This is a genomic window from Thermomonospora curvata DSM 43183, assembly GCF_000024385.1.
GTDB classification, from domain to species: domain Bacteria; phylum Actinomycetota; class Actinomycetes; order Streptosporangiales; family Streptosporangiaceae; genus Thermomonospora; species Thermomonospora curvata.
The window spans coordinates 2,731,334-2,751,350 of record NC_013510.1; the positions used below are offsets into that span (position 1 = coordinate 2,731,334).

A 20,017-nucleotide genomic window follows, 5' to 3' on the forward strand; every position below is an offset into this window, starting at 1 on the left:
GTACAGATCAATAGCACCCCATAGAGAGGCAATCACCCGCCGAAAACCCGCTCACATCACCGCCCGGCGGGCCTGCTCGCGCCACCACTCCTGTCCCTCCGGGGGGAGGGTGTGGATCGGGTCGTAGTACTCGTAGCGGCGCTCCAGGGCGTGGGGGTCGTCGGCCTCCAACGTGGTGCGGTAGTTCTTCGTCCAGTAGGAGATGCCGCGCAGGCGGTCGTAGTCGGCGGGCTGGTGGACCCAGCGCTTGCCCACGTAGGGGACGTCGCAGACGATCCGGGGGGTGGCGAAGCCCGGCAGGTAGCCCATGATCGCGTGCTGCAGCTCCTGGGCCCGCCACAGCGGCAGCCGCCAGTGCTCGCTGCCGGGGATCATGTCGCACATGTACAGGTAGTAGGGCATGATCTGGGCCTCGTCCAGCAGCGCGAACGACAGGTCCAGCAGCGCGGCGGGGCTGTCGTTGACGCCGTGCAGCAGCACTCCCTGGTTGCGCACGTCGCGGACGCCGGCCTCCAGCAGGCCGCGGGCGGCGCGGGCGACCAGGGGGGTGAGCGAGCGGGCGGTGTTGACGTGGGTGTGCACGGCCAGGGCGACGCCGCGGCGGCGGGCCTTGGCGGCCAGGCGCTCCATGCCGGCGCGGACCTCATCTTGCAGCCAGTGCTGGGGCAGGGCCATGAGCGCCTTGGTGGCCAGGCGGATGTCGCGGATGGAGTCGATGTCCAGCAGCCGGTCCACGAAGGCCTCCAGGCGCGGCCAGGGCAGGTTGGCCACGTCGCCGCCGGAGACGACCACGTCGCGGACGGTGGGGGTGCGGCGCAGGTACTCCAGCATGGCCTCGTGCCGGTCGGCGGGGCGGGCGGTGAAGCGGTGCTTGGCGACGGCGGGGGTGGAGGTGCCGACCAGGTCCATGCGGGTGCAGTGGCCGCAGTACTGGGGGCAGGTGGACAGCAGCTCGGCCAGGACCTTGGTGGGGTAGCGGTGGGTGAGGCCTTCCACGGCCCACATGTCGGCCTCGTGCAGGGAGTCGCGGGTGGCGCAGGGGTGGGAGGGCCAGTCGGTGCGGCGGTCGCTGGCGACGGGGAGCATGTAGCGGCGCACCGGGTCGGCGTAGAAGGCCTCGGTGGTGGAGGTGTCCATGGTGTTGAGCATCTGGGGGGTGACCAGCATGGGCATGGTGGCGTGGCCGGTCTGGTCGCGGTGCAGGTCGGCGTAGAAGGACTCGTCGATCAGGTCGCCGAGGACCTGCTGGAGCTGGCGGATGTTCTTGACGCAGTGGGCGCGCTGCCACTGGGCGGACTCCCACTCCTGGCGGGTGACGTGGCGCCAGCCGGGCAGGCGTTGCCAGTCCGGCTCGATGAGGGGACGGCGCCGGTAGGTGTAGGGCTGGGGCGCGGGGCCGGTGACGGTCTCGGCGATGGTCATGGTGAGCCTCCCAGTGAAGCCCGGCTGATCCATATAAACTTCGGCGAGATCCCAACATTACGGGAAGAATTCCGTTTGAACCATCGATACCCAGGATGTTCTCAAGGCAACATCGAGGCTAAGGTGGCCGGATGAACAACGTCGACGCGACCGGATCCGCGCTGGGGCTGCACCGGGTGCTGGACCCGCCCGGCGTGCTGCCGCAGGCGGCCCGCCGCCTGGACCCCGACCCGGCGATCCGCCCGGACGAGGTGCGGGTGCGCCTGGAGCGGCTGAATCTGGACGCCGCCTCCTACCGGCAGCTGCACACCTCCTGCGAGGGCGATCCGGAGGCCATCCGGGCACGGGTGCTGCAGATCGTCAAGGAGCGCGGCAAGATGCACAACCCGGTGACCGGCTCGGGCGGGATGCTGGTGGGCGTGGTGGAGGAGGTCGGCCCCGCCTCCCCGCTGGGCCTTGCCCCAGGGCAGCGGATCGCCACGCTGGTGTCGCTGACCTGCACCCCGCTGGCGATCACCGATGGGCTGGCGCGCTGGGACGGACGCGGCGAGCAGGTGCCCGCCGACGGGCATGCGATCTTGTTCGCCCGCTCGGTCGCCGCGGTGCTGCCAGAAGACCTGCCGGTGCCGCTGTCGCTGGCGGTGCTGGATGTGTGCGGGGCGCCCGCGCTGACCGAACGGGTCGTGACCCGCTATGCCGGCGGAACGGGACCGGTGGTGGCGGTGCTGGGCGGCGCCGGGAAGAGCGGCTCGCTGTCGCTGGCGGCCGCCCGGCGGGCGGGCGCGGCGCACCTGATCGGGGTCGTCCCCGACGAGCGGGAGGCGGCGCTGCTGGAGCGTTCCGGCCTGGCCGATCGGGTGGTGGTGGCCGACGCCCGCGACCCGGTGGCGCTGGCGGAGGCGGTGCGGCGGGGCGGGGGACCGGCGCAGGTGACGGTGGTGTGCGTGGACGTGCCGGGCTGCGAGCACGGCGCGATCCTGGCCACCGATCAGGGCGGCACGGTGGTGTTCTTCTCCATGGCGACCTCGTTCACCGCCGCGGCGCTGGGGGCCGAGGCGCTGGGCGCCGATGTCACCATGCTGATCGGCAACGGCTATGTGCCCGGGCATGCGCAGGCGGCGCTGGAGCTGGTGCGCTCATCGTCGGCGATTCGTGATCTTTTCGCCGCTCGGCTGGGTGGTTCTTGGTGAGAATGGCCCGGTGGCCGGCCTTCGGCGGGCCGGCCCGGGCCGAAAAAGACCAACCCCCAAGGAGCGACCATGGCGAGCGTCGTCGAGTCCCTGCGGCGGCAGGACCCCGCCCGGCGGCAGCAGCAGATCATCGACGTGCTGGTGGAGGCCTTCGCCGAGCTGATGGAGCGCAGCCCGGCGGAGTTCCGGCGGCGTTTCCGCAAGATGGCCTCCGACCCGTTCGCCTTCTACCGGGGCAGCGCCTGCCTGTACTACGCCGACGTCGCCGGCGATGAGGACCCCTGGGCCGACGAGCGCACCAGCCGGGTGTGGATCCAAGGCGACCTGCACGCCCAGAACTTCGGCACCTACATGAGCGACGACGGGGTGTTCGTCTTCGACGTCAACGACTTCGACGAGGCCTACCTGGGGCACTTCACCTGGGACATCAAGCGGCTGGTGGCGAGTGTGGCGCTGCTGGCGTGGACCAAGGCGATCTCCGACGCCGACATCCGGCGGATGATCGAGACTTACGTCAACGCCTACGTCGACCAGGTCCGCTACTTCCACGCCAACCCCGGCGGCAGCGAGTGGGCGATCACGCTGGACAACGCCGAAGGGTATGTGCGGGAGGTGCTGATCCGGGCGCTGTCGTCCACCCGCATCGCGCTGCTGGAGTCGATGACGCTGGTGGAGCAGCACGAGCGGCGCTTCAAGGCCGGGCCGGGGGTGCGGCGGCTGGAGGCCGAGGAGCGGGCGAAGGTGGAGAAGGCCTTCGAGGAGTACCTGACCACCATCCCGCAGCAAAAGCGGTTCTCCAGCCTCACCTACCGGATCAAGGACATCGTCGGCAGCTCGGGGTTCGGCATCGGCTCGGCCGGGCTGTCGGCCTACACCATCTTGGTGGAAGGACGCACCCAGGCCCTGGAGAACGACGTCATCTTGTCGATGAAGCAGGGCAACGTGGCCGCCCCCAGCCGGGTGGTCGACGACGCCCGGATCCGGGAGTTCTTCAAGCACCACGGCCACCGCACCGCGGTGTCGCGGCGGGCCTTGCAGGCCAACACCGACCCGTGGCTGGGCTACACCCAGATCGACGGGGTCGGCTATGTGGTGCAGGAGCTGTCGCCGTATGAGGAGGACCTGGACTGGTCGGGGCTGACCGAGGTCGAGGAGATGCTGACGCTGCTGGGGGATCTGGGCCGGGCCACCGCCAAGATCCACTGCGTGTCCGACAGCGACTCCGACCATGAGCTGGTCGGCTTCCAGGTGGAGGAGGCGATCACGGAGGTGATCGACCGCACCGGCTCGGAGGCGTTCGTGGAGGCGATGGTGGAGTTCGGGATGGGGTACGCCGCCGTCGTCCGTGACGACCACCGGCTGTTCGTCGACGCCTTCCGCAACGGGATGATCCCCGGCGTGTGAGCCACGGCCGCCACGGGGCCGGCCGGATCGCCGTGACGCCGGCGTGGGCGGGGTCTCTGCGGCCGGGGGACCGGCGGGCCGTGCCGGTCCCCCGGCTCATGGAGCCGGGCAACGCCCATCCGGCCTCCTGCGGGCTGCCCCGCCCGCCGGGCGGGCATGCCGCCGCGGCGGCGCGGTGGTGGCGCTCAACGTCGCCATGCACGGCGGCGGCCGCACCATTGCCGAGTGCCTGACCGAGGTGCTGCCGCGGCTACGCGAGGCCGCGGCCTGCACGGCAGCCGGCCGCTTCGGCCGCGTCCGGCTGCCGGGAGGTCGGCTGCGGGGGCGTTGACAGGCCCGGTGCGTGCGGATGACACTCGGCTCGGCCGCGTTGCGAACCATGGTTCGCCCCGCGAACACGGCTTTCCGGGCGGGCGGTGGAGGGAGGCCGGATGGACAAGGTGGTGGCCACGGCCCGGGAGGCCGTGGCGGACATCGGGGACGGGGCGAGTGTGGCCGTCGGGGGGTTCGGGCTCAGCGGCGTGCCGAATGTGCTGATCGAGGCGCTGCACGAGAGGGGGGTGCGCGGCCTGCACGTGGTCTCCAACAACTGCGGGGCCATGGACTCGGGGCTGGCGGTGCTGCTGGCCGCCGGTCAGATCGCCCGCGTCACCGGCTCCTACATCGGCACCAACAAGGAGTTCGCCCGCCGCTACCTGGCCGGGGAGGTGGAGTTCGAGCTGATCCCCCAGGGCACGCTGGCCGAGCGGCTGCGCGCCGGCGGCTGCGGCATCCCCGCCTTCTACACGCCGGCGGGGGTGGGCACCCAGGTCGCCGACGGCGGGCTGCCGTGGCGCTATGACGGGCGCGGCGGTGTGGCCGTGGCCTCCCCGCCCAAGGAGACCCGCGAGTTCGACGGCGTGGAGTGCGTCCTGGAACGGGCCATCACCACCGATTTCGCGCTGGTGCGCGCGGCCAAGGGCGACCGGCACGGCAACCTGGTCTTCGCCAAGGCCGCCCGCAACTTCAACCCGCTGGCGGCCATGGCGGGCCGGATCGCCATCGCCGAGGTCGAGCAGCTGGTCGAGCCGGGGCGGATCGACCCCGACCAGGTGCATCTGCCGGGCATCTTCGTGCAGCGGGTGGTGGCGCTGACCCCTGAGCAGGCCGCCGACAAGAAGATCGAGCGACGCACCGTCCGGGGCGCCTGATGGCCTGGACGCGACGGCAGATGGCCGCCCGGGCGGCCCGGGAGCTGCGCGACGGCCAGTACGTCAATCTCGGCGTCGGGCTGCCGACGCTGATCCCCGAGCACCTGCCCGAAGGCGTGCAGGTGGTGCTGCATTCAGAGAACGGCATCCTGGGCACCGGCCCCTACCCGGAGGAGGACGAGGTCGACCCGGACCTGGTCAACGCGGGCAAGGAGACGGTGACGGTGCTGCCGGGCGCCTCGTTTTTCGATTCGGCGCTGTCGTTCGGCATGATCCGCGGCGGGCACATCGATGTGGCCGTGCTGGGGGCCATGCAGGTCTCCGCCCGCGGCGACCTGGCCAACTGGGCCGTTCCCGGCAAGCTGGTCACCGGCATCGGCGGGGCCATGGACCTGGTGCACGGCGCCCGCCGGGTCATCGTGGTCATGACCCACACCACCAGGGACGGCGCCCCCAAGCTGGTGCCGGAGTGCACCCTGCCGCTCACCGGGCGCGCCTGCGTCGACCGCGTCATCACCGATCTGGGCGTGCTGGACGTCACCGGTGAGGGGCTGCGCCTGGTCGAGCTGGCCCCGCAGGTCACCGTGGCCGAGGTGCTGGAGAAGACCGCCGCCGAGGTCACCGTCGCCGGGCCGCTGCCGGGCTGACCGCCGGGCGCCGGATCGGCGGGGGAGGCGTGCGCCGTGCCTGCGCGGAAGCCGTGGGGCCGGTCGCTAAAGTGACCGAATACTCCCCCCTAGGCGTCTTTGAGGCTTCCGACATGAAGGTCCATCACCTCAACTGCGGCAGCATGCGTCCTCTCGGCGGGCCGCTGGTGTGCCATGTGCTGCTCGTGGAGACCGATAGCGGCCTGGTCCTGGTCGACACCGGTTTCGGGTTGCAGGACGTCGCCGACCCGGCGCGGCGGCTGGGCCTGACCCGGCACCTGATCAGGCCGGTGCTGGACCCGGAGGAGACCGCGGCCCGCCAGGTCGAGCGGCTCGGGTTCCGCCGCCGGGACGTGCGGCACATCCTGCTGACGCATTTCGACATGGACCACATCGGCGGCCTGGCCGACTTCCCCCACGCCCAGGTCCATGTCACCGCGGCCGAGGCGGAGGGGGCGATGCGGTCGCCGACCTGGGCGGAGCGGCGGCGTTACCGGCCCGTCCAGTGGGCTCACGGTCCCCGGATCGTCGAGCACTCCCCGCATGGGGAGTCCTGGCGGGGGTTCGCCGCGGCCCGGCCGCTGGAGGCCATCGCCCCGGGGCTGGTGCTCATCCCGCTGCCCGGCCACACCCGCGGGCATGCGTGCGTGGCCGTCGACGCCGGTGACCGCTGGGTGCTGCACTGCGGGGACGCCTTCTACCACCGCGGCACGGTCGACGGCCGGTCCCGGGTGCCCTTCCCCTTGCGGGCGATGGAGTCGCTGGTCGCCTTCGACCGCGGGAAGGTCCACAGCAACCACGCCCGCCTGGCGGAGCTTTACCGGCGGGCCGAGCCCGATCTGGTGGTCGTCTGCGCGCACGACCCGGTCATGTACGAGGCGATGCGCGCCGGCTCCTGAGGCCGGGCCTTCTTTGCGGTGGGGGAGAGGCCGCCACCGCCTTCCCTGCCGGGGCGGGGGACCGGCAGGAGACGGAAGCCCGCCGCAGACCTTCCCGAACTCTCCCACAATCCAGTAACTTTTCTGGATATCCCGCTTTGATCTAAAGAATCTTGCGCGATAGTCCGGCTATGGCGGAAGATTCTTTGGAGAGCTGGGTTGTGAGGGGGGAGTGTCGTTGAGCAAACTGGGCCTGGACCCGCAAACCGTGGCGCGCGCCCGGCGCCTGGCCGCGCGCGCCGCCGAACCGATCATCGAACTGGCCCGCACCCACACCACCGTCTCAGTGGAACGGGCGCTGCTGCGGCTGGCCGGCCTATCCGGCGCCGACCAGGCCGGCATGCCCTGGGTCAACCACCTGGCCGAGGCGGTCCGCGCCCAGGTCGGCCTGGAGCACGGGGTGGCGCTGCCGGTCTGGGACGCGCTGCTGAACGGCCCCTACGGCGACCTGCGCGCCCTGGCCGAGGCCGCCGCCGCCGGCAAGGCCTCCTTCAGGCTGCCGGCGGGCGAGGACGCGCGCGCCGCCCGCCACGCCGCCCACCGGGCCGCCGCCGCCGGCATCGCCCGCATCGACGCCCGCCGCGCCGAACGCGAGCGGCTGCTGGCCCGCCTGGGCGACCCGCCGCACCCGTGGATCTACCTGATCGTGGCCACCGGCGACATCTACGAGGACATCCCCCAGGCCCAGGCCGCCGCCCGCGAAGGCGCCGACGTGATCGCCGTCATCCGCTCCACCGGGCAGTCCCTGATGGACTACGTCCCCGAAGGCGCCACCCGCGAAGGGTACGCCGGCACCTACGCCACCGCCGAGAACTTCCGGCTCATGCGGCAGGCCCTCGATGAGGTCTCCGCCGAAGTCGGCCGCTATGTGCGGCTGACCAACTACGCCTCGGGCCTGTGCATGCCCGAGATCGCCACGCTGGCCGGGCTGGAACGGCTGGACATGATGCTCAACGACTGCATGTACGGCATCATCTTCCGCGACATCAACCCCCGCCGCACCTTCATCGACCAGCGTTTTTCCCGGCAGATCCACGCCCGCGCCGGCATCGTCATCAACACCGGCGAAGACAACTACCTCACCACCGCCGACGCCGTCGAGGCCGCCTGCACCGTCATCGTCAGCCAGCTGCTCAACGAACGCTTCGCCCACGAGGCCGGGCTCGGTGACGCCCAACTCGGCCTGGGCCACGCCTTCGAAATCGACCCGTCCCTGCCGGACTCCTTCCGGCTGGAACTGGCCCACGCCCAGCTGGTGCGGGAGCTGTTCCCCAACGCCCCGCTGAAGTACATGCCCCCACCCGCCACATGACCGGCAACATCTTCGCCGGCTACCTGCTGGACGCCTTCTTCAACCTGGCCGGCATGATGACCGGCCAGTCGATCATCTTGGTCGGGATGATGACCGAGGGCATCCACACCCCCTGGCTGGCCGACCGCGACCTGGCGCTGGAGAACGTCCGCTACGTGCGCACCGCCGCCGGGAAACTGGCCGAGGACTTCCAGCCCCGCCCCGACGGGTTCATCGCCCAGCGCGCCCGCCGGGTGCTGGCCGAATCGGTGGAGCTGCTGGAACGCATCTGCGACGACGGGCTGCTGAAGGCCATCGCCGACGGCACCTTCGGCGTCACCCGCCGTCCCCCCGACGGCGGCAAGGGCGGCGACGGCGTCGCCGAACGCGCCGACGACTACTACAACCCCGCCATCGACATCCTGGAGTCCACCCGCCCGGCCGACCGCCACGACGCGGAGGTGCCCGCATGACCACCGCAACACCCGCCCAGCCGATCCGCCCCTACGGCGACACCACCGGCGACGGCATGGTGCAGGTGTCCTTCACCCTGCCCGTCCCGCACGGCAGGCGCGCCGAGGCCGCCGCCTTGCAGCTGGCCGCCGCCATGGGCCTGCAACCGGCCAGCGTCGTGCACTCCAAGGCCATGGGCCCGGACTTCACCTTCTTCATCATCTACGGCCGCGTCCGCCACGTGATCGACTATGCGGCCATCCCCGAACCCGAGGGCCGCCGCTACCCGCTGCTGACCGCATCAGAGGTCAATCTGGCCATCCGCAGCGCCCTGGGCCGCCGCCTGGTGGTGGTCGGCGCCTGCATCGGCACCGACGCCCACACCGTCGGCATCGACGCCATCCTCAACGTCAAGGGCTTCGCCGGGGAAAAAGGCCTGGAGTACTACCGGGAGATCCACGTGATCAACATGGGCGCCCAGGTCCCCGTCGAGGACCTGGTGGCCCGCGCCGTCGCCGAACGGGCCGACGCCGTCCTGGTCTCCCAGGTCGTCACCCAGCGCGAGGCCCACCTGCACAACACCCGGCACATGGCCCAGGCCTTCCGCCGGGCCTACCCCGATGCCCACGGACCCGGCCGCGGCCGCCCCCTGCTGGTGGTCGGCGGCCCCCGCTTCGACACCGTCACCCCCGACCAGCTGGGCGTCGATGCGATCTTCGGCAAGGGCACCACCCCCGCCGAGGTCGCCTCCTACCTCGTCCACGCCCTCATCACCGACCAGGCCGGCACCGCGGGCCACGACAGCGGACAGGAGCCATGAACGCCGACCCTCGCATCGGACTGACCGTCACCCACCGCCGCTACGTCCCCTACGGCCACGCCCACTACGGCGGCGACCTCGTCGACGGCGCCTATGTGCTGGGCCTGTTCGGCGACGTCGCCACCGAGATGTGCATCCGCACCGACGGCGATGAGGGACTGCTGGCCTCCTATGAGGACGTGCAGTTCAAAGCCCCCGTGCGGGCCGGGGACGTGCTGGAGGCCACCGCCGTCCTCACCGCCGCCGGCCGCCGCAGCCGTAGGCTGGAGTTCACCGCACGGGTGGTGTGCCGGGCCGACCCGGGCCGTGGTCCCTCGGCCGCCCGCGTGCTGCCCGAACCGATCGTGGCCGTCACCGCCACCGGCACCGTCGTGGTGCCGCCCGCGGCCGCCGCCGCGGCGATGTCGTGACCGGCGCCCGCAGGCGATAGCGTTCGGGCCAGCAGTCCTTATCACCAAGGAGTGACGTGGCCCAGGACACCGTGCCGCACGAGCGGCCCGCCGCGCCGTCCCCCCCTGCCGGCGACCGCCCGCCGCGCCGGACCGGTCCCCGCCGGACCGGCTGGAGGCGGACGCCGGCGGCCGTGGCCGGCGGACTGCTGCTGTGGCCGGCGTTCCCCCCGCACGACCTGTGGCCGCTGGCACCCGCCGGCGTCGCCGTCCTCACCCTCGCCCTGCACGGGCTGGGCGTGCGCGCGGCGCTGCTGCCGTCCCTGGCGGCGGGGCTGGCGTTCTTCTTGCCGACGCTGAGCGGGATCATCCCGATCGGCCCGGACGCCTGGGCGGGGCTGAGCCTGGTGCAGGCGCTGTACTTCGTCCCCATGGGGGCGGGGATCGCGCTGGTGACGCGGCTGCCCGGCTGGCCGGTGTGGACGGCGGCGCTGTGGGTGGCCCAAGAGTATGTGCGCGGCCGCGTGCCCTTCGGCGGCTTTCCCTGGGCGCGGCTGGCCTTCAGCCAGACCGACAGCCCCCTGACGGCGTACGCGGCGCTCGGCGGCGCCCCCCTGGTGACCTTCCTGACCGCCCTGACCGGCTCCCTGCTGGCCTGGGCGCTGCTGCGCGGGCCGCTGCCGGCGGCATGGGCCCGCCGCCTGCCCGCCTCCCGCGCCCGGCGCAGCGGACGGGTCATCGCCCCGGCCGCAGCGGCCCTGGCGGCGATCGCGGCGGCCGGGGCGGCGGTGCCGCTGCCGGCCTCCGGCCGGACGGTCACCGTCGCCGTCATCCAGGGGAACGTGCCCCGGCTGGGGCTGGACTTCAACAGCCAGCGCCAGGCCGTGCTGAACAACCACGTGCAGCGCACCCACGAGCTGGCCGAACGGGTCCGCCGGGGCGAGCTGCCCCGCCCCCAGCTGGTGATCTGGCCGGAGAACGCCAGCGACCTGGACCCCTACACCGACCCGGCGGCCCGCGACCTGATCGACGCGGCGGTGCGGGATGTGGGGGTGCCGGTGCTGGTCGGCGCCGTCGTCGACGCCGCCGACGGCGAGCACGTGGAAAACCGCGGCATCGTCTGGGACCCCGTCACCGGTGCCGGCGACCACTACGTCAAACGGCACCCGGTGCCGTTCGGGGAGTACCTTCCCTTCCGCGACGTCCTCACCAAGCTCATCACCCGGTTCGAGCGCATCCCCCGCGACTTCGCCGCCGGGGACCGGCCCGGGCTGCTGCGGCTGGGACCGGCCCGCATCGGAGATGTGATCTGCTTCGAGGTCGCCTACGACGGCCTGGTCCGCGACGTCGCCTCCGCCGAGCTGCTGGTGGTGCAGACCAACAACGCCACCTACGGGCGCACCAGCCTGCCCCCGCAGCAGGCCGCCATGTCCCGGCTGCGGGCCGTCGAGCACGGCCGCACCGTGCTGGTGGCCGCCACCAGCGGCATCAGCACGATCATCGCCCCCGACGGGCGCGTGATCGACCGGTCGGCGGAGTTCGTCCCCGACATCCAGGTCGCCGCCGTCCCCGCGCGGACCGCCGTCACCCTCGCCGACCGGATCGGCGCCCTGCCCGAACAGGTGCTGGCGCTGCTGGCCCTGGCCGCGGTGGGGGCGGCACTGCGCGCCGTCACCCGAACGACCGAAGGAGCGTGACACCATGCAGATCCCGCACGGTCTCGGCCGGGTGCTGGTGATCATCCCCACCTACAACGAACGCGACAACCTCGAGCCGATCGTCGGGCGGGTGCGCACGGCGATGCCCGAGGTGGACGTGCTGGTCGTCGACGACGCCAGCCCCGATGGCACCGGGGAGGTCGCCGACCGCCTGGCCGCGGCCGACGAGCAGGTCAACGTGCTGCACCGGGCCGGAAAGGACGGCCTGGGCGCCGCCTACATCGCCGGTTTCCGCTGGGCGCTGGAACGCGGCTACGACGTGCTGGTGGAGATGGACGCCGACGGCTCCCACCAGCCCGAGGAGCTGCCCGCCCTGCTGGAGGCGCTCACCGAGGCCGACCTGGTGATCGGCGCCCGCTGGATCCCCGGCGGCCGCATCGTCAACTGGCCGCGCTCGCGCGAGGCGATCTCCCGCGGCGCCAACCTCTACACCCGCCTGCTGCTGGGCACCCCGCTGCACGATGCGACCGGCGGGTACCGCGCCTACCGCGCCACCGCCCTGGAGAAGATCAATTTGGATGAGGTCGACTCCCGCGGCTACTGCTTCCAGATCGATCTGGCGGTGCGGGTGCTGCGCGCCGGGCTGCGGGTCAAGGAAGTCCCCATCACCTTCATCGAACGCGAGCACGGCACCAGCAAGATGAGCCGCGACATCATGGCCGAGGCGATGTGGAAGATCACCCGCTGGGGGTTGCAGAGCCGCCTGGAACGCGTCCGCAAGAACCCCTGAAGGCCCCGGAGTGCCGGAACGAACCCGGCCGCCGCGGCGTTATCCCAGCAGACCCTTGCCGCCGACCGCAAAACCGGATGCCATGCCGCCGCTGTTGATGTTCCTTGCGCTTCTGCTGCTGCCCGCCGCGGAGCTTTACACCGTCGTCCGCGTGGGCGAGGTGATCGGGGGACTGCCGACCGCCGCGCTGCTGCTGGCGGCGACCGTGGCGGGGGCGCAGATCGTGCGCGGCCAGGGCCGTCGCGCCGGACGGGTCCTGCAGCAGGCCCTGCAGCAGGGCGTGCCGCCGGGCCGTCACCTGGCCGATGCCGCGCTGCTGCTGATCGGCGGGGTGCTGCTGCTGATCCCCGGTTTCCTCACCGACCTGCTCGGCCTGGTGTTCGTGCTGCCCTTCACCCGCCCTGCGGCCGGGCGGCTGCTGGCCCGCTACGCCGCCCACCGGCTGCGCGCAGCCGAACGCCGCGCCGCCGCCGGGCCGTTCCCCCCGCCCGCCGCCGGCCGGGCAGAGGGTCCTCCGCCCACCGTGACCGTCATCCGCGGGGAGATCGTCGACGACTGACGCCCGCCCCCCGGGGGCGCCTTGGGGGCCTGGAAAACGCCGCCGGGCCCGCACCGGCGTCGCGGTGCGGGCCCGGACGGAAAAGATCAACGGTTATGCGCTCTTCTTCCGCTGGGCACGCAGGATCGCCAGACGCTCGGCCAAGACCTCCTCCAGGTCCTCGATCGTGCGCCGCTCCATGAGCATGTCCCAGTGGGTGCGGGGGGCCTTGGTCGGCTTGGGCTGGGGGGCTTCTCCGTTCACCCGCAGCGCGGTCGTCCCGCAGTTGCGGCATTCCCAGGTCATCGGCACCTCGGCCTCAGCGGCGAGCGTCACGGTGAACCGGTGGCCCTTGGGACAGGTGTAGTCCACGGTCTTGCGCGGGGCCAGATCGGTGTTGCGATCGTTCTCGTAGCTGGTCGCTCCGAGTCGGGTGCCGCGAAGTGCGCGCTCGGCCATCGTCACGTGCCTCCCAGACGGCTTGCGGTCCTATGTCGACCAACGCTGGATACCGTGACAAGATTCCCGCCAGAAGGGCCGCCCAACCCTGCGGTTTGCGCGCTTTCGCCGCACCCGCCGCAAGATCCCCGACAATGGCGACTTTCCCGGTGACCTTTCGGCGTCCCTTCGCATCCCCGTGCCCCCGGCGGGCGGCCGGCGCCGCGGCCCGGTCAGGACGGGCTCTGCGGGGGCGGCTCCCAGTACGCCTCGACCCGGTGACCGTCGGGGTCGGCGCATTTGAACGCCACATAGGCCGGCTCGTCGTACCGCTCGATGATCTCCACCCCGTCCGCCTGCAGCCGGGCGAGCAGGGCGCGCACCTCGGCGGGATCTGCGAAGCGGAAACCGAAGTGCAAAAAAGGCGGCGGCGGCCCGACGCGCTGCCCGCCGTGCAGGGCCAGATCGAACCCGTCGCCGTTGCGGACGATGATCGTGCCGTCCTCATACCGCTGCGCGGTGGCCGGGTCGAAGCCGAAATAGGTCTCATAGAAGCGCAGGCTGCGTGACGCGTCGTGAACGGGCAGCCCCAGGTGCACCAGATGCATGCCCTCAAGGGTGGGGAGCAGTGGGCGGCGGAGGCAAGGCGATAAATCGCGGCCTGCCGCCGGGCCTCATCAGGTGTGGTCGGGCAGGCCCCCGAGCCGGTGGTCGGCGGCGTTCAGCGCCTCGTCGATCAGGCGGCGCAGGTGCCCGTGCCGCAGGGCGTAGACGACGCGGCGGCCTTCTTTGCGGGTGGTGACCAGCCCGGCCAGGCGCAACCGGGCCAGGTGCTGGCTGACCGCCGGGCGGGCGACGCCGCATGCCCGGGTGAGGGTCGTCACGTCGGCCTCCCCGAGGGAGAGCCGCCGCAGCAGCGCCAGGCGGGTCCGGTCGGCCAGCAGGCTCAAGATCTCGGCCGCCGCCGCCAGGCGTTCGCCATCGTCGTGCACCTGCGAGTCATGCGCACCTGATAGATGCATGCGTGCGTTCATACGCACATAATGGGGGTCGTCCGCCGGGCAGATCCAGCCGGGCCGATCCGCCCCGGCAGGTCTTGGCCACCCCCACACGAAGGGAGCGGCTCGCCATGAGCGACGAACCCGAACCGCACCGGGCGGACGCACACGACCACACCCACGCCGCAGCCGGCCCCACCGGCCGGTGGGGCCGGCTGCGGCACCGCGCGGCGCACCTGCTCAAGCCCCACTCCCACGAGACGGCCGAGCGGGTCGATGCGGCGCTGGAGTCTTCCGCCGAAGGCCTGCGCGCCCTGTGGATCTCACTGGCCGTGCTGGGCGTCACGGCGGCCGCGCAGGCGGCCGTCGTCGCCGTCACCGGGTCGGTGGCGCTGCTGGGGGACACCGTGCACAACGCCGCCGACGCGCTGACCGCGCTGCCGCTGGCGGTGGCGTTCCTGCTGGGCCGGCGGGCGGCCAGCCGCCGCTTCACCTACGGTTTCGGCCGCGCCGAGGACGTGGCCGGCGTCCTGATCGTCTGCACCATCGCCGCCTCCGCCGCGGCCACCGCCTATGCCGCGGCGCACCGGCTGGTGGACCCCCGCGACCTGGAGCACCTGCCGGCGGTGGCGGCCGCGGCCGTCATCGGTTTCGCCGGCAACGAGTGGGTCGCCCGCTACCGCATCCGCACCGGCCGCAGGATCGGTTCGGCCGCGCTGGTGGCCGACGGCCTGCACGCCCGCACCGACGGCCTGACCTCGCTGGCCGTTCTGCTGGGCGCCGGCGGCGCCGCCCTGGGGTGGCCGCCGGCCGACCCGCTGGTCGGGTTGCTGATCACCGGGGCGATCGCGCTGGTGCTCAAGGACGCCGCCCGGCAGGTCCTGGAGCGTTTGATGGACGCGGTGGACCCCGCCCTGGTGGACCGGGCCGAAGAGGCCCTGCGGGCGGTGGAGGGCGTGCTGGATGTGGGGGAGCTGCGGATGCGCTGGATCGGCCACCGGCTGCGCGCCGAGGTCGCCATCGTCGTCGACGCCGCCTGGCCGGTGCACAAGGCCCATCGGGTCGCCGTCGCGGCCGAGCACGCCCTGCTGCACGCCGTCCCCCGCCTGACGGCCGTCACCGTCCACACCGACCCGCACTGGGAGCACCCGGCGGCCGACCCCCACCGGGCGCTGGCCCACCATCGCGCCTTCGCCTGACCCGCCACCGGGGAGCGCCCCCCCGGCCTTCGGTGTGTCCATGGGCGCTCCCCGGTGGCGCCGCCTCACCTGCCCTGGCAGCCTCTCTCCGACGGCGCCGAGGAGAGCGCACAAGGAGAGCAAAAAGGCACGGCGGGGCCAGTGCACGGCCGGCTGCCGGGCGCGGACAATCGGATCCGACAGCCAGTGACGTGCAGCCGGGCCATCGCGCTAGGTGAGGAGACGGCGATGCTGTTCGGCGTGGACGTGGCCAGCTACCAGGGCACCCCGGACTGGAAGAAGGTGCGCGGCGCGGGCATCCGCTTCGCGTTCAGCAAGGTCACCGAGGGCACCGGCTACACCAACCCCACCTGGGCGCACAACCGCGCCGGGATGCTCGCCCTGGAGGGCTTCGTGCCGGGCGCCTACCACTTCCTGCGCGCCGACTCCGATGCGGCCGCCCAGGCCCGGCACTTTCACCGCCAGGCCGGGGATCTGAGCGCTTTCGCGGTCGCGCTCGATGTCGAGCCGTCCGGCTCATCCCGCCCGACCGTCGCGCAGGCGCGCGCGTGGGTGGAGGAGTACCGGCGGCTGTCGGGCGGCCACCGCGTGATCGGCTACTTCCCCCGCTGGTACTGGGACCAGATCGGCCGGCCGGACCTGTCGTTCTTCGACACCATCTGGCAGTCCCGCTACGTCAACGGCACCGGCGGCCCCGAGGAGCTGTATGCCAAGGTCCCGCAGTCGTGGTGGGAGCCGCACGGCGGGGAGCCGATCAGCATCCTGCAGTTTTCCAGCTCGGCGACCGTGCCGGGCATCGCGGGCCGCTGTGACGCCGACGCCTTCCGCGGCTCGCTGGCCGAATTGCGCGCCCTCGCCCTGGGCGCCGCGGCACCGCCCGCCTCCGGGGCGCCCGCCTGGCCGGGCCGCTATCTGCGGCAGCCGCCGATGATGCACGGGCAGGATGTGCGCCGCTGGCAGGCCCGCATGAGGGAACGGGGCTGGCGCATCGCCGCAGACGGCTGGTACGGCCCGGCCTCCGAGCGCGTCTGCCGGGCCTTCCAGGCGGAAAAGGGCCTGGCCGTCGACGGGGTGGTGGGGCCGGTCACCTGGCGGGCCGCCTGGGAGGCGCCCATCACCTGAGTGCGGCGGCCGGGCCGGCCGCAAGCTCTTGAGGTGTTACCGGATCGAAGTCATTCTCAACTTGAGAATGACTTGGCTTCTCCCTTATCGTCGTCCTGACGACAACAAGGGAGGCGGTCATGGCGGACATCCAGCGGCGGCCACTGCTGCGGCACCTGCGCGGCACCCCCACCACCTACGTGCGGCACCTGCGGCGCGGCGAACCGGTCCACGAAGGCGTGGGAATCTCCTTTTGGTTCCACCCCCTGTCGGCGGTCATCAGCGAAGTCCCCGTGGACGACCGGGAGCTGCCGATGCTCTTCCACGCCCGCACCCGCGACTACCAGGACATCAGCGTCCAGGCCACGGTGACCTACCGGATCGCGGAACCGGCGCTGGCCGCCCGGCGGCTGGACTTCGCCATCAACCCCGACACCGGCGCCTGGCGGTCGGCCCCGCTGGACCAGCTGGCGACCACCCTCACCGAAACCGCCCAGCAGCACGCGCTCACCCTGGCCGCCCAGATGACGCTGCGGGAGGCCGTCACCTCCGGCCCGGCGGCCTTCCGCGAGACCATCGGCACGGGACTGGTCGGCGACTCCCGCCTGTCCGACATCGGCGTGACGATCGTCGGCGTGCGCGTGGTGGCCGTGCGCCCCGAGGCCGAGGTGGAACGGGCCCTGCAGACCCCCGCCCGCGAACAGGTCCAGCAAGAGGCCGACCGCGCCACCTATGAGCGGCGCGCCGCCGCGGTGGAACGCGAACGCGCCATCGCCGAAAACGAGATGCAAAACCAGATCGAGCTGGCGCTGCGCGAAGAGCAACTGGTGGCCCGGCGCGGGCAGAACGAACGCCGCCGCGCCGAGGAGGCCGCCGCCGCGGCCTGGATCGAGGCGCAGGCACAAGCCGAGCGGGACCGGCTGCGGGCCGCCACCCAGGCCGAGAACCGGCAGGTGATGGGCGCCGCCGAAGCCGAGGCCGAGGCCGCCCGCCTGGCCGTCTACCGGGACGCGGACCCGGCGGTGCTGCTGGCGCTGGCCGCCCAGGCCCTGGCCGCGCGCCTGCCGCAGATCGGCCAGCTCAACCTCACCCCCGACATGGTGACCGGGGCGCTGGCCCGCCTGAGCGCCCCCCGGGAGGAGAGGTGACGCTCGCGCCGCGCGCGGTGGTGGTGCACCGCCGCACCGAGTACGAGGAACTGCTGGCCAGGCACGGCAGCCGCGGCCAGGCGGAGTTCTTCCTGCGCTGCCGTGGCCGCGACATCGCCCCCATCGCCGCCGCGCACGCCGCCATCGGTGCGGCGCTGGCCCAGGTGACGGCGGCGATCCCGCTGTCGTGGCGGCGCGGCCTGGTGGAACGGGCCGATCTGGACCGCTTCCTGTTCGCCCCCGACGACATCGTGGTGGTCGTCGGCCAAGACGGCCTGGTCGCCAACGTCGCCAAATACCTCAGCGGCCAGCCGGTCATCGGGCTGAACCCCGACCCGGAACGCAACGTGGGCGCGCTGGTGCCCCACCCGGTCGAGGCGTGCGCCGACCTTTTGCACGCGGTGGCGGCCGGCACCGCCGCCACCGAAGAACGCACGATGGTGCGGGCGGTCACCGACGACGGCGAGGAGCTGACCGCGCTCAATGAGGTGTTCGTCGGCCATCCCAGCCACCAGTCGGCGCGCTACCGGCTCACCTGCCACGACGGCAGAACCGAGCGGCAGTCCTCCTCAGGCGTGCTGGTGGCCACCGGCACCGGCGCCGGCGGCTGGTGCCGGTCGATCTGGCTGGAACGCCACAGCCCGCTGCCCCTGCCCGGCCCCGCCGAGCCGTCGCTGGCCTGGTTCGTGCGCGAGGCGTGGCCGTCCCCGGCCACCGGCGCCTCCTGCACGCAAGGGCTGCTGGAAGACGGCCAGACCCTGACCGTGGTCTGCGAAAGCGACGGCCTGGTCGCCTTCGGCGACGGCATCGAATCCGACCGGCTGGTGCTGTCGTGGGGCCGGCGGATCGAACTCGGCCTGGCCCCCACCCGGCTGTCCCTGGTCCGCTGACGACGGCCGAAACCACCCGGCCCCCGGCGGGAGGGGAACCGGTGCTCACCGGGCGGGGCGCTGGGCGAGGCGGGGCAGGCGGGGCCGCGGCAGCAAAGGCTCCCAGGAACGGTGCCGGAGGGCGGATGCGGTGACGCCGGAGCCGTAGGCGACGTCCTCGGCGAGCCGAAGAACGGCATAGCGGAGCGGATCGACGGCGGGACGGCCGGTGACCCATTCCAGCGCGATGGGGGCCAGCATGGCCGCCGCCGCGGCGCGGGCGGTGCGGCGGCGCCCGCCGGCGGCCAGGCACGCCAGCCCCAGCGGCCACCATTCGCGGCGCAGCGCATGCCCGAGGGCGGCGGCATCGGCCAGCACCCCCTTGCCGACGATCGCCGCGCTCAGCCCCCACCGGCCGGGCAGGCCGCCCAGGCGGCGGGCCAGCAGCGCCGTGGTGGCGGCGGCGCAGGCGGCGGCGGGCACCGGGTGCCCTGCGGCCAGGCAGGCCAAGACGGCCAGGTTCCAGGCGGAGGGACGGGCGGGCACCAGCCGCCCGGGATGACGCTGGGCCAGCGCCGCCGCGGACGTGCCGTACTCATGGCGGCGGCGGGCCCACGCCGACGGGCGCAGCCGGGGGGTGTGCGCCACGCGGACCTGCGGCTGGTAACGCACATGCCAGCCCAGGTCGGCCAGCCGCCAGACGAAGTCGACATCCTCCCCCAGCCGCAGCCGCTCATCGAAGCCCACATGGCGCAGCACCCGGGTGCGCACCAGCAAGGTGGCGGTGGGCACGAAACCGAGCCTGGCGCCGGGCCGCACCAAAGCCTGGCGTGCGCCCATGTCGAGGGCGGAGCGGACGGCCTCATAGCGGGCCAGCACGCCGGGCCCGCCGCCGTCGGCCACCACGCGCGGCGCCACGGCCGCGACCTTCGGGTCGTCGAAGTACGGCATGAGGACGTCCAGCCAGCCGCGTTCCGGCCGGCAGTCGGAGTCCACGAAGGCGACGAAGGGGGTGCCGGCCAGGCGGGCGCCGGTGTTGCGGGCGGCGGCCGGGCCGCGGTTGGCCGAATGCCGCACCAGGCGGGCGCCGTGGGCGGCGGCGGCGCGGCGCAGCGGCTCCGGGTCGGGGGAGCAGTCGTCCACGACGATCACCGGCAGGCCCTCGACCGCCGCCAGGGTGCGTTCCAGGTCGGCGGCCCGCCCGTAGGCCGGGATCACCACCGTCACCGGGTGCGGGCCGGGCCGCGGCGGCGGCACCGGATGGGCCATGCCGTGGTCCACCAGCTGCCGGGCCAGCGCCCGCCCGATGGCCGAGGAGTCGGCCAGGCCGCGCGGCCCGGCCCGGCGCAGCGCCGCCAGGTGCGGCCCGGCGGCCTCGCCGAGCCGCACGACCTTCCAGGGGGCGCCGCCGGTGGCCACCCGTCCCCCCGACCACAGGGACGTGCCCTCGTCCAAGGCGACGGGCAGGTCCGCCGGCAGCGCGGCCCGGCGCCCGCTCGGTGCGGTGCCGGGACGGTGCGGTGTAGACAATGGG

20 protein-coding genes and 1 pseudogene are annotated in these 20,017 nt (G+C 73.1%); 16 read left to right on the top strand and 5 right to left on the bottom strand.

Annotation, left to right across the window (positions count from 1 at the left end):
- Positions 1-51: 51 nt before the first annotated feature.
- Positions 52-1,422 carry a KamA family radical SAM protein gene (locus TCUR_RS11580; RefSeq protein ID WP_012852689.1) on the bottom strand — a complete coding sequence of 457 codons (1,371 nt, stop codon included), beginning with the start codon at positions 1,420-1,422 and terminating at the stop codon, positions 52-54.
- Between the two features lie 131 nt (positions 1,423-1,553).
- Between TCUR_RS11580 and kdd the strand changes: the two genes are divergently transcribed.
- The 12 genes and pseudogenes from kdd (at position 1,554) to TCUR_RS11635 (ending at position 12,751) form a co-directional block, all read left to right on the top strand.
- Positions 1,554-2,612, top strand: coding sequence for an L-erythro-3,5-diaminohexanoate dehydrogenase (gene kdd, locus TCUR_RS11585; RefSeq protein ID WP_012852690.1), 1,059 nt, complete (start codon positions 1,554-1,556; stop codon positions 2,610-2,612).
- Between the two features lie 69 nt (positions 2,613-2,681).
- Positions 2,682-4,016, top strand: a complete 1,335-nt coding sequence (locus TCUR_RS11590) for a DUF2252 domain-containing protein (protein ID WP_012852691.1) — start codon at positions 2,682-2,684, stop codon at positions 4,014-4,016.
- 178 nt (positions 4,017-4,194) lie between these two features.
- Complete coding sequence (locus TCUR_RS27050) at positions 4,195-4,347, top strand: hypothetical protein (RefSeq protein ID WP_169313016.1); 153 nt, start codon at positions 4,195-4,197, stop codon at positions 4,345-4,347.
- 100 nt (positions 4,348-4,447) lie between these two features.
- Entirely contained in the window at positions 4,448-5,206 is a 759-nt protein-coding gene (locus TCUR_RS11595) for a CoA transferase subunit A (protein WP_012852693.1), read from the top strand.
- Entirely contained in the window at positions 5,206-5,853 is a 648-nt protein-coding gene (locus TCUR_RS11600) for a 3-oxoacid CoA-transferase subunit B (RefSeq protein ID WP_012852694.1), read from the top strand. Before TCUR_RS11595 ends, TCUR_RS11600 begins: the two co-directional genes overlap by 1 nt.
- Before the next feature lie 113 nt (positions 5,854-5,966).
- The gene (locus TCUR_RS11605; protein WP_012852695.1) at positions 5,967-6,752 is read left to right on the top strand and encodes an MBL fold metallo-hydrolase; all 786 of its coding nucleotides are present in this window, start codon (positions 5,967-5,969) and stop codon (positions 6,750-6,752) included.
- Positions 6,753-6,999: 247 nt separating this feature from the next.
- A pseudogene (gene kamD / locus TCUR_RS11610) lies at positions 7,000-8,555 on the top strand (lysine 5,6-aminomutase subunit alpha).
- Positions 8,552-9,355: a lysine 5,6-aminomutase subunit beta gene (gene kamE, locus TCUR_RS11615; protein WP_012852696.1), complete on the top strand. Its 804-nt coding sequence runs from the start codon at positions 8,552-8,554 to the stop codon at positions 9,353-9,355. The pseudogene kamD and the gene kamE overlap by 4 nt, the downstream one beginning before the upstream one ends.
- Positions 9,352-9,765: a 3-aminobutyryl-CoA ammonia lyase gene (gene kal, locus TCUR_RS11620; RefSeq protein ID WP_012852697.1), complete on the top strand. Its 414-nt coding sequence runs from the start codon at positions 9,352-9,354 to the stop codon at positions 9,763-9,765. Before kamE ends, kal begins: the two co-directional genes overlap by 4 nt.
- A gap of 56 nt (positions 9,766-9,821) precedes the next feature.
- A complete protein-coding gene (gene lnt / locus TCUR_RS11625; protein ID WP_012852698.1) occupies positions 9,822-11,441 on the top strand; it encodes an apolipoprotein N-acyltransferase in 1,620 nt (539 codons plus the stop codon).
- Positions 11,442-11,445: 4 nt separating this feature from the next.
- Positions 11,446-12,192 (top strand): polyprenol monophosphomannose synthase, encoded by a 747-nt coding sequence (locus tag TCUR_RS11630; protein WP_012852699.1) that lies wholly within the window; start codon positions 11,446-11,448, stop codon positions 12,190-12,192.
- A gap of 97 nt (positions 12,193-12,289) precedes the next feature.
- Positions 12,290-12,751: an FxsA family protein gene (locus tag TCUR_RS11635; protein ID WP_169313017.1), complete on the top strand. Its 462-nt coding sequence runs from the start codon at positions 12,290-12,292 to the stop codon at positions 12,749-12,751.
- Between the two features lie 93 nt (positions 12,752-12,844).
- On the opposite strand, the gene TCUR_RS11640 is transcribed toward TCUR_RS11635, so the two are convergent.
- The 3 genes from TCUR_RS11640 to TCUR_RS11650 all read right to left on the bottom strand — a co-directional run bounded on the left by TCUR_RS11640 (position 12,845) and on the right by TCUR_RS11650 (position 14,202).
- On the bottom strand, positions 12,845-13,189 hold the full coding sequence (locus TCUR_RS11640; RefSeq protein WP_012852701.1) for an RNA polymerase-binding protein RbpA: 345 nt from the start codon (positions 13,187-13,189) through the stop codon (positions 12,845-12,847).
- A 212-nt stretch (positions 13,190-13,401) separates the two neighbouring features.
- On the bottom strand, positions 13,402-13,776 hold the full coding sequence (locus tag TCUR_RS11645; RefSeq protein WP_012852702.1) for a VOC family protein: 375 nt from the start codon (positions 13,774-13,776) through the stop codon (positions 13,402-13,404).
- A 69-nt stretch (positions 13,777-13,845) separates the two neighbouring features.
- A complete protein-coding gene (locus tag TCUR_RS11650) occupies positions 13,846-14,202 on the bottom strand; it encodes an ArsR/SmtB family transcription factor (RefSeq protein ID WP_041439569.1) in 357 nt (118 codons plus the stop codon).
- Positions 14,203-14,297: 95 nt separating this feature from the next.
- Here TCUR_RS11650 and TCUR_RS11655 point away from each other — a divergent pair, with 95 nt between their 5' ends.
- The 4 genes from TCUR_RS11655 (at position 14,298) to TCUR_RS11670 (ending at position 18,504) form a co-directional block, all read left to right on the top strand.
- Positions 14,298-15,365, top strand: coding sequence for a cation diffusion facilitator family transporter (locus tag TCUR_RS11655; protein ID WP_012852704.1), 1,068 nt, complete (start codon positions 14,298-14,300; stop codon positions 15,363-15,365).
- Positions 15,366-15,593: 228 nt separating this feature from the next.
- Positions 15,594-16,487 carry a GH25 family lysozyme gene (locus tag TCUR_RS24915; protein ID WP_012852705.1) on the top strand — a complete coding sequence of 298 codons (894 nt, stop codon included), beginning with the start codon at positions 15,594-15,596 and terminating at the stop codon, positions 16,485-16,487.
- 119 nt (positions 16,488-16,606) lie between these two features.
- Complete coding sequence (locus tag TCUR_RS11665) at positions 16,607-17,614, top strand: SPFH domain-containing protein (RefSeq protein WP_012852706.1); 1,008 nt, start codon at positions 16,607-16,609, stop codon at positions 17,612-17,614.
- On the top strand, positions 17,611-18,504 hold the full coding sequence (locus TCUR_RS11670; protein WP_012852707.1) for an NAD(+)/NADH kinase: 894 nt from the start codon (positions 17,611-17,613) through the stop codon (positions 18,502-18,504). Before TCUR_RS11665 ends, TCUR_RS11670 begins: the two co-directional genes overlap by 4 nt.
- 45 nt (positions 18,505-18,549) lie before the next feature.
- Here the strand turns inward: TCUR_RS11670 and mftF are convergent, their stop codons facing one another.
- On the bottom strand, positions 18,550-20,013 hold the full coding sequence (mftF, locus tag TCUR_RS11675) for a mycofactocin biosynthesis glycosyltransferase MftF (protein ID WP_012852708.1): 1,464 nt from the start codon (positions 20,011-20,013) through the stop codon (positions 18,550-18,552).
- Positions 20,014-20,017 lie beyond the last annotated feature (4 nt).

Bases quoted from the DNA above. Each gene is read 5' to 3' on its own strand.
- kal (WP_012852697.1), top strand. From the start codon at position 9,352: ATGAACGCCGACCCTCGCATCGGACTGACCGTCACCCACCGCCGCTAC.
- TCUR_RS11645 (WP_012852702.1), bottom strand. From the start codon at position 13,776: ATGCATCTGGTGCACCTGGGGCTGCCCGTTCACGACGCGTCACGCAGC.
- TCUR_RS11590 (WP_012852691.1), top strand. From the start codon at position 2,682: ATGGCGAGCGTCGTCGAGTCCCTGCGGCGGCAGGACCCCGCCCGGCGG.
- TCUR_RS11630 (WP_012852699.1), top strand. From the start codon at position 11,446: ATGCAGATCCCGCACGGTCTCGGCCGGGTGCTGGTGATCATCCCCACC.
- TCUR_RS11595 (WP_012852693.1), top strand. From the start codon at position 4,448: ATGGACAAGGTGGTGGCCACGGCCCGGGAGGCCGTGGCGGACATCGGG.
- TCUR_RS11655 (WP_012852704.1), top strand. From the start codon at position 14,298: ATGAGCGACGAACCCGAACCGCACCGGGCGGACGCACACGACCACACC.
- TCUR_RS11635 (WP_169313017.1), top strand. From the start codon at position 12,290: ATGTTCCTTGCGCTTCTGCTGCTGCCCGCCGCGGAGCTTTACACCGTC.
- TCUR_RS11650 (WP_041439569.1), bottom strand. From the start codon at position 14,202: ATGAACGCACGCATGCATCTATCAGGTGCGCATGACTCGCAGGTGCAC.
- TCUR_RS11580 (WP_012852689.1), bottom strand. From the start codon at position 1,422: ATGACCATCGCCGAGACCGTCACCGGCCCCGCGCCCCAGCCCTACACC.
- TCUR_RS11600 (WP_012852694.1), top strand. From the start codon at position 5,206: ATGGCCTGGACGCGACGGCAGATGGCCGCCCGGGCGGCCCGGGAGCTG.
- kamE (WP_012852696.1), top strand. From the start codon at position 8,552: ATGACCACCGCAACACCCGCCCAGCCGATCCGCCCCTACGGCGACACC.
- TCUR_RS11665 (WP_012852706.1), top strand. From the start codon at position 16,607: ATGGCGGACATCCAGCGGCGGCCACTGCTGCGGCACCTGCGCGGCACC.
- kdd (WP_012852690.1), top strand. From the start codon at position 1,554: ATGAACAACGTCGACGCGACCGGATCCGCGCTGGGGCTGCACCGGGTG.
- TCUR_RS11640 (WP_012852701.1), bottom strand. From the start codon at position 13,189: ATGGCCGAGCGCGCACTTCGCGGCACCCGACTCGGAGCGACCAGCTAC.
- TCUR_RS11605 (WP_012852695.1), top strand. From the start codon at position 5,967: ATGAAGGTCCATCACCTCAACTGCGGCAGCATGCGTCCTCTCGGCGGG.
- TCUR_RS24915 (WP_012852705.1), top strand. From the start codon at position 15,594: ATGCTGTTCGGCGTGGACGTGGCCAGCTACCAGGGCACCCCGGACTGG.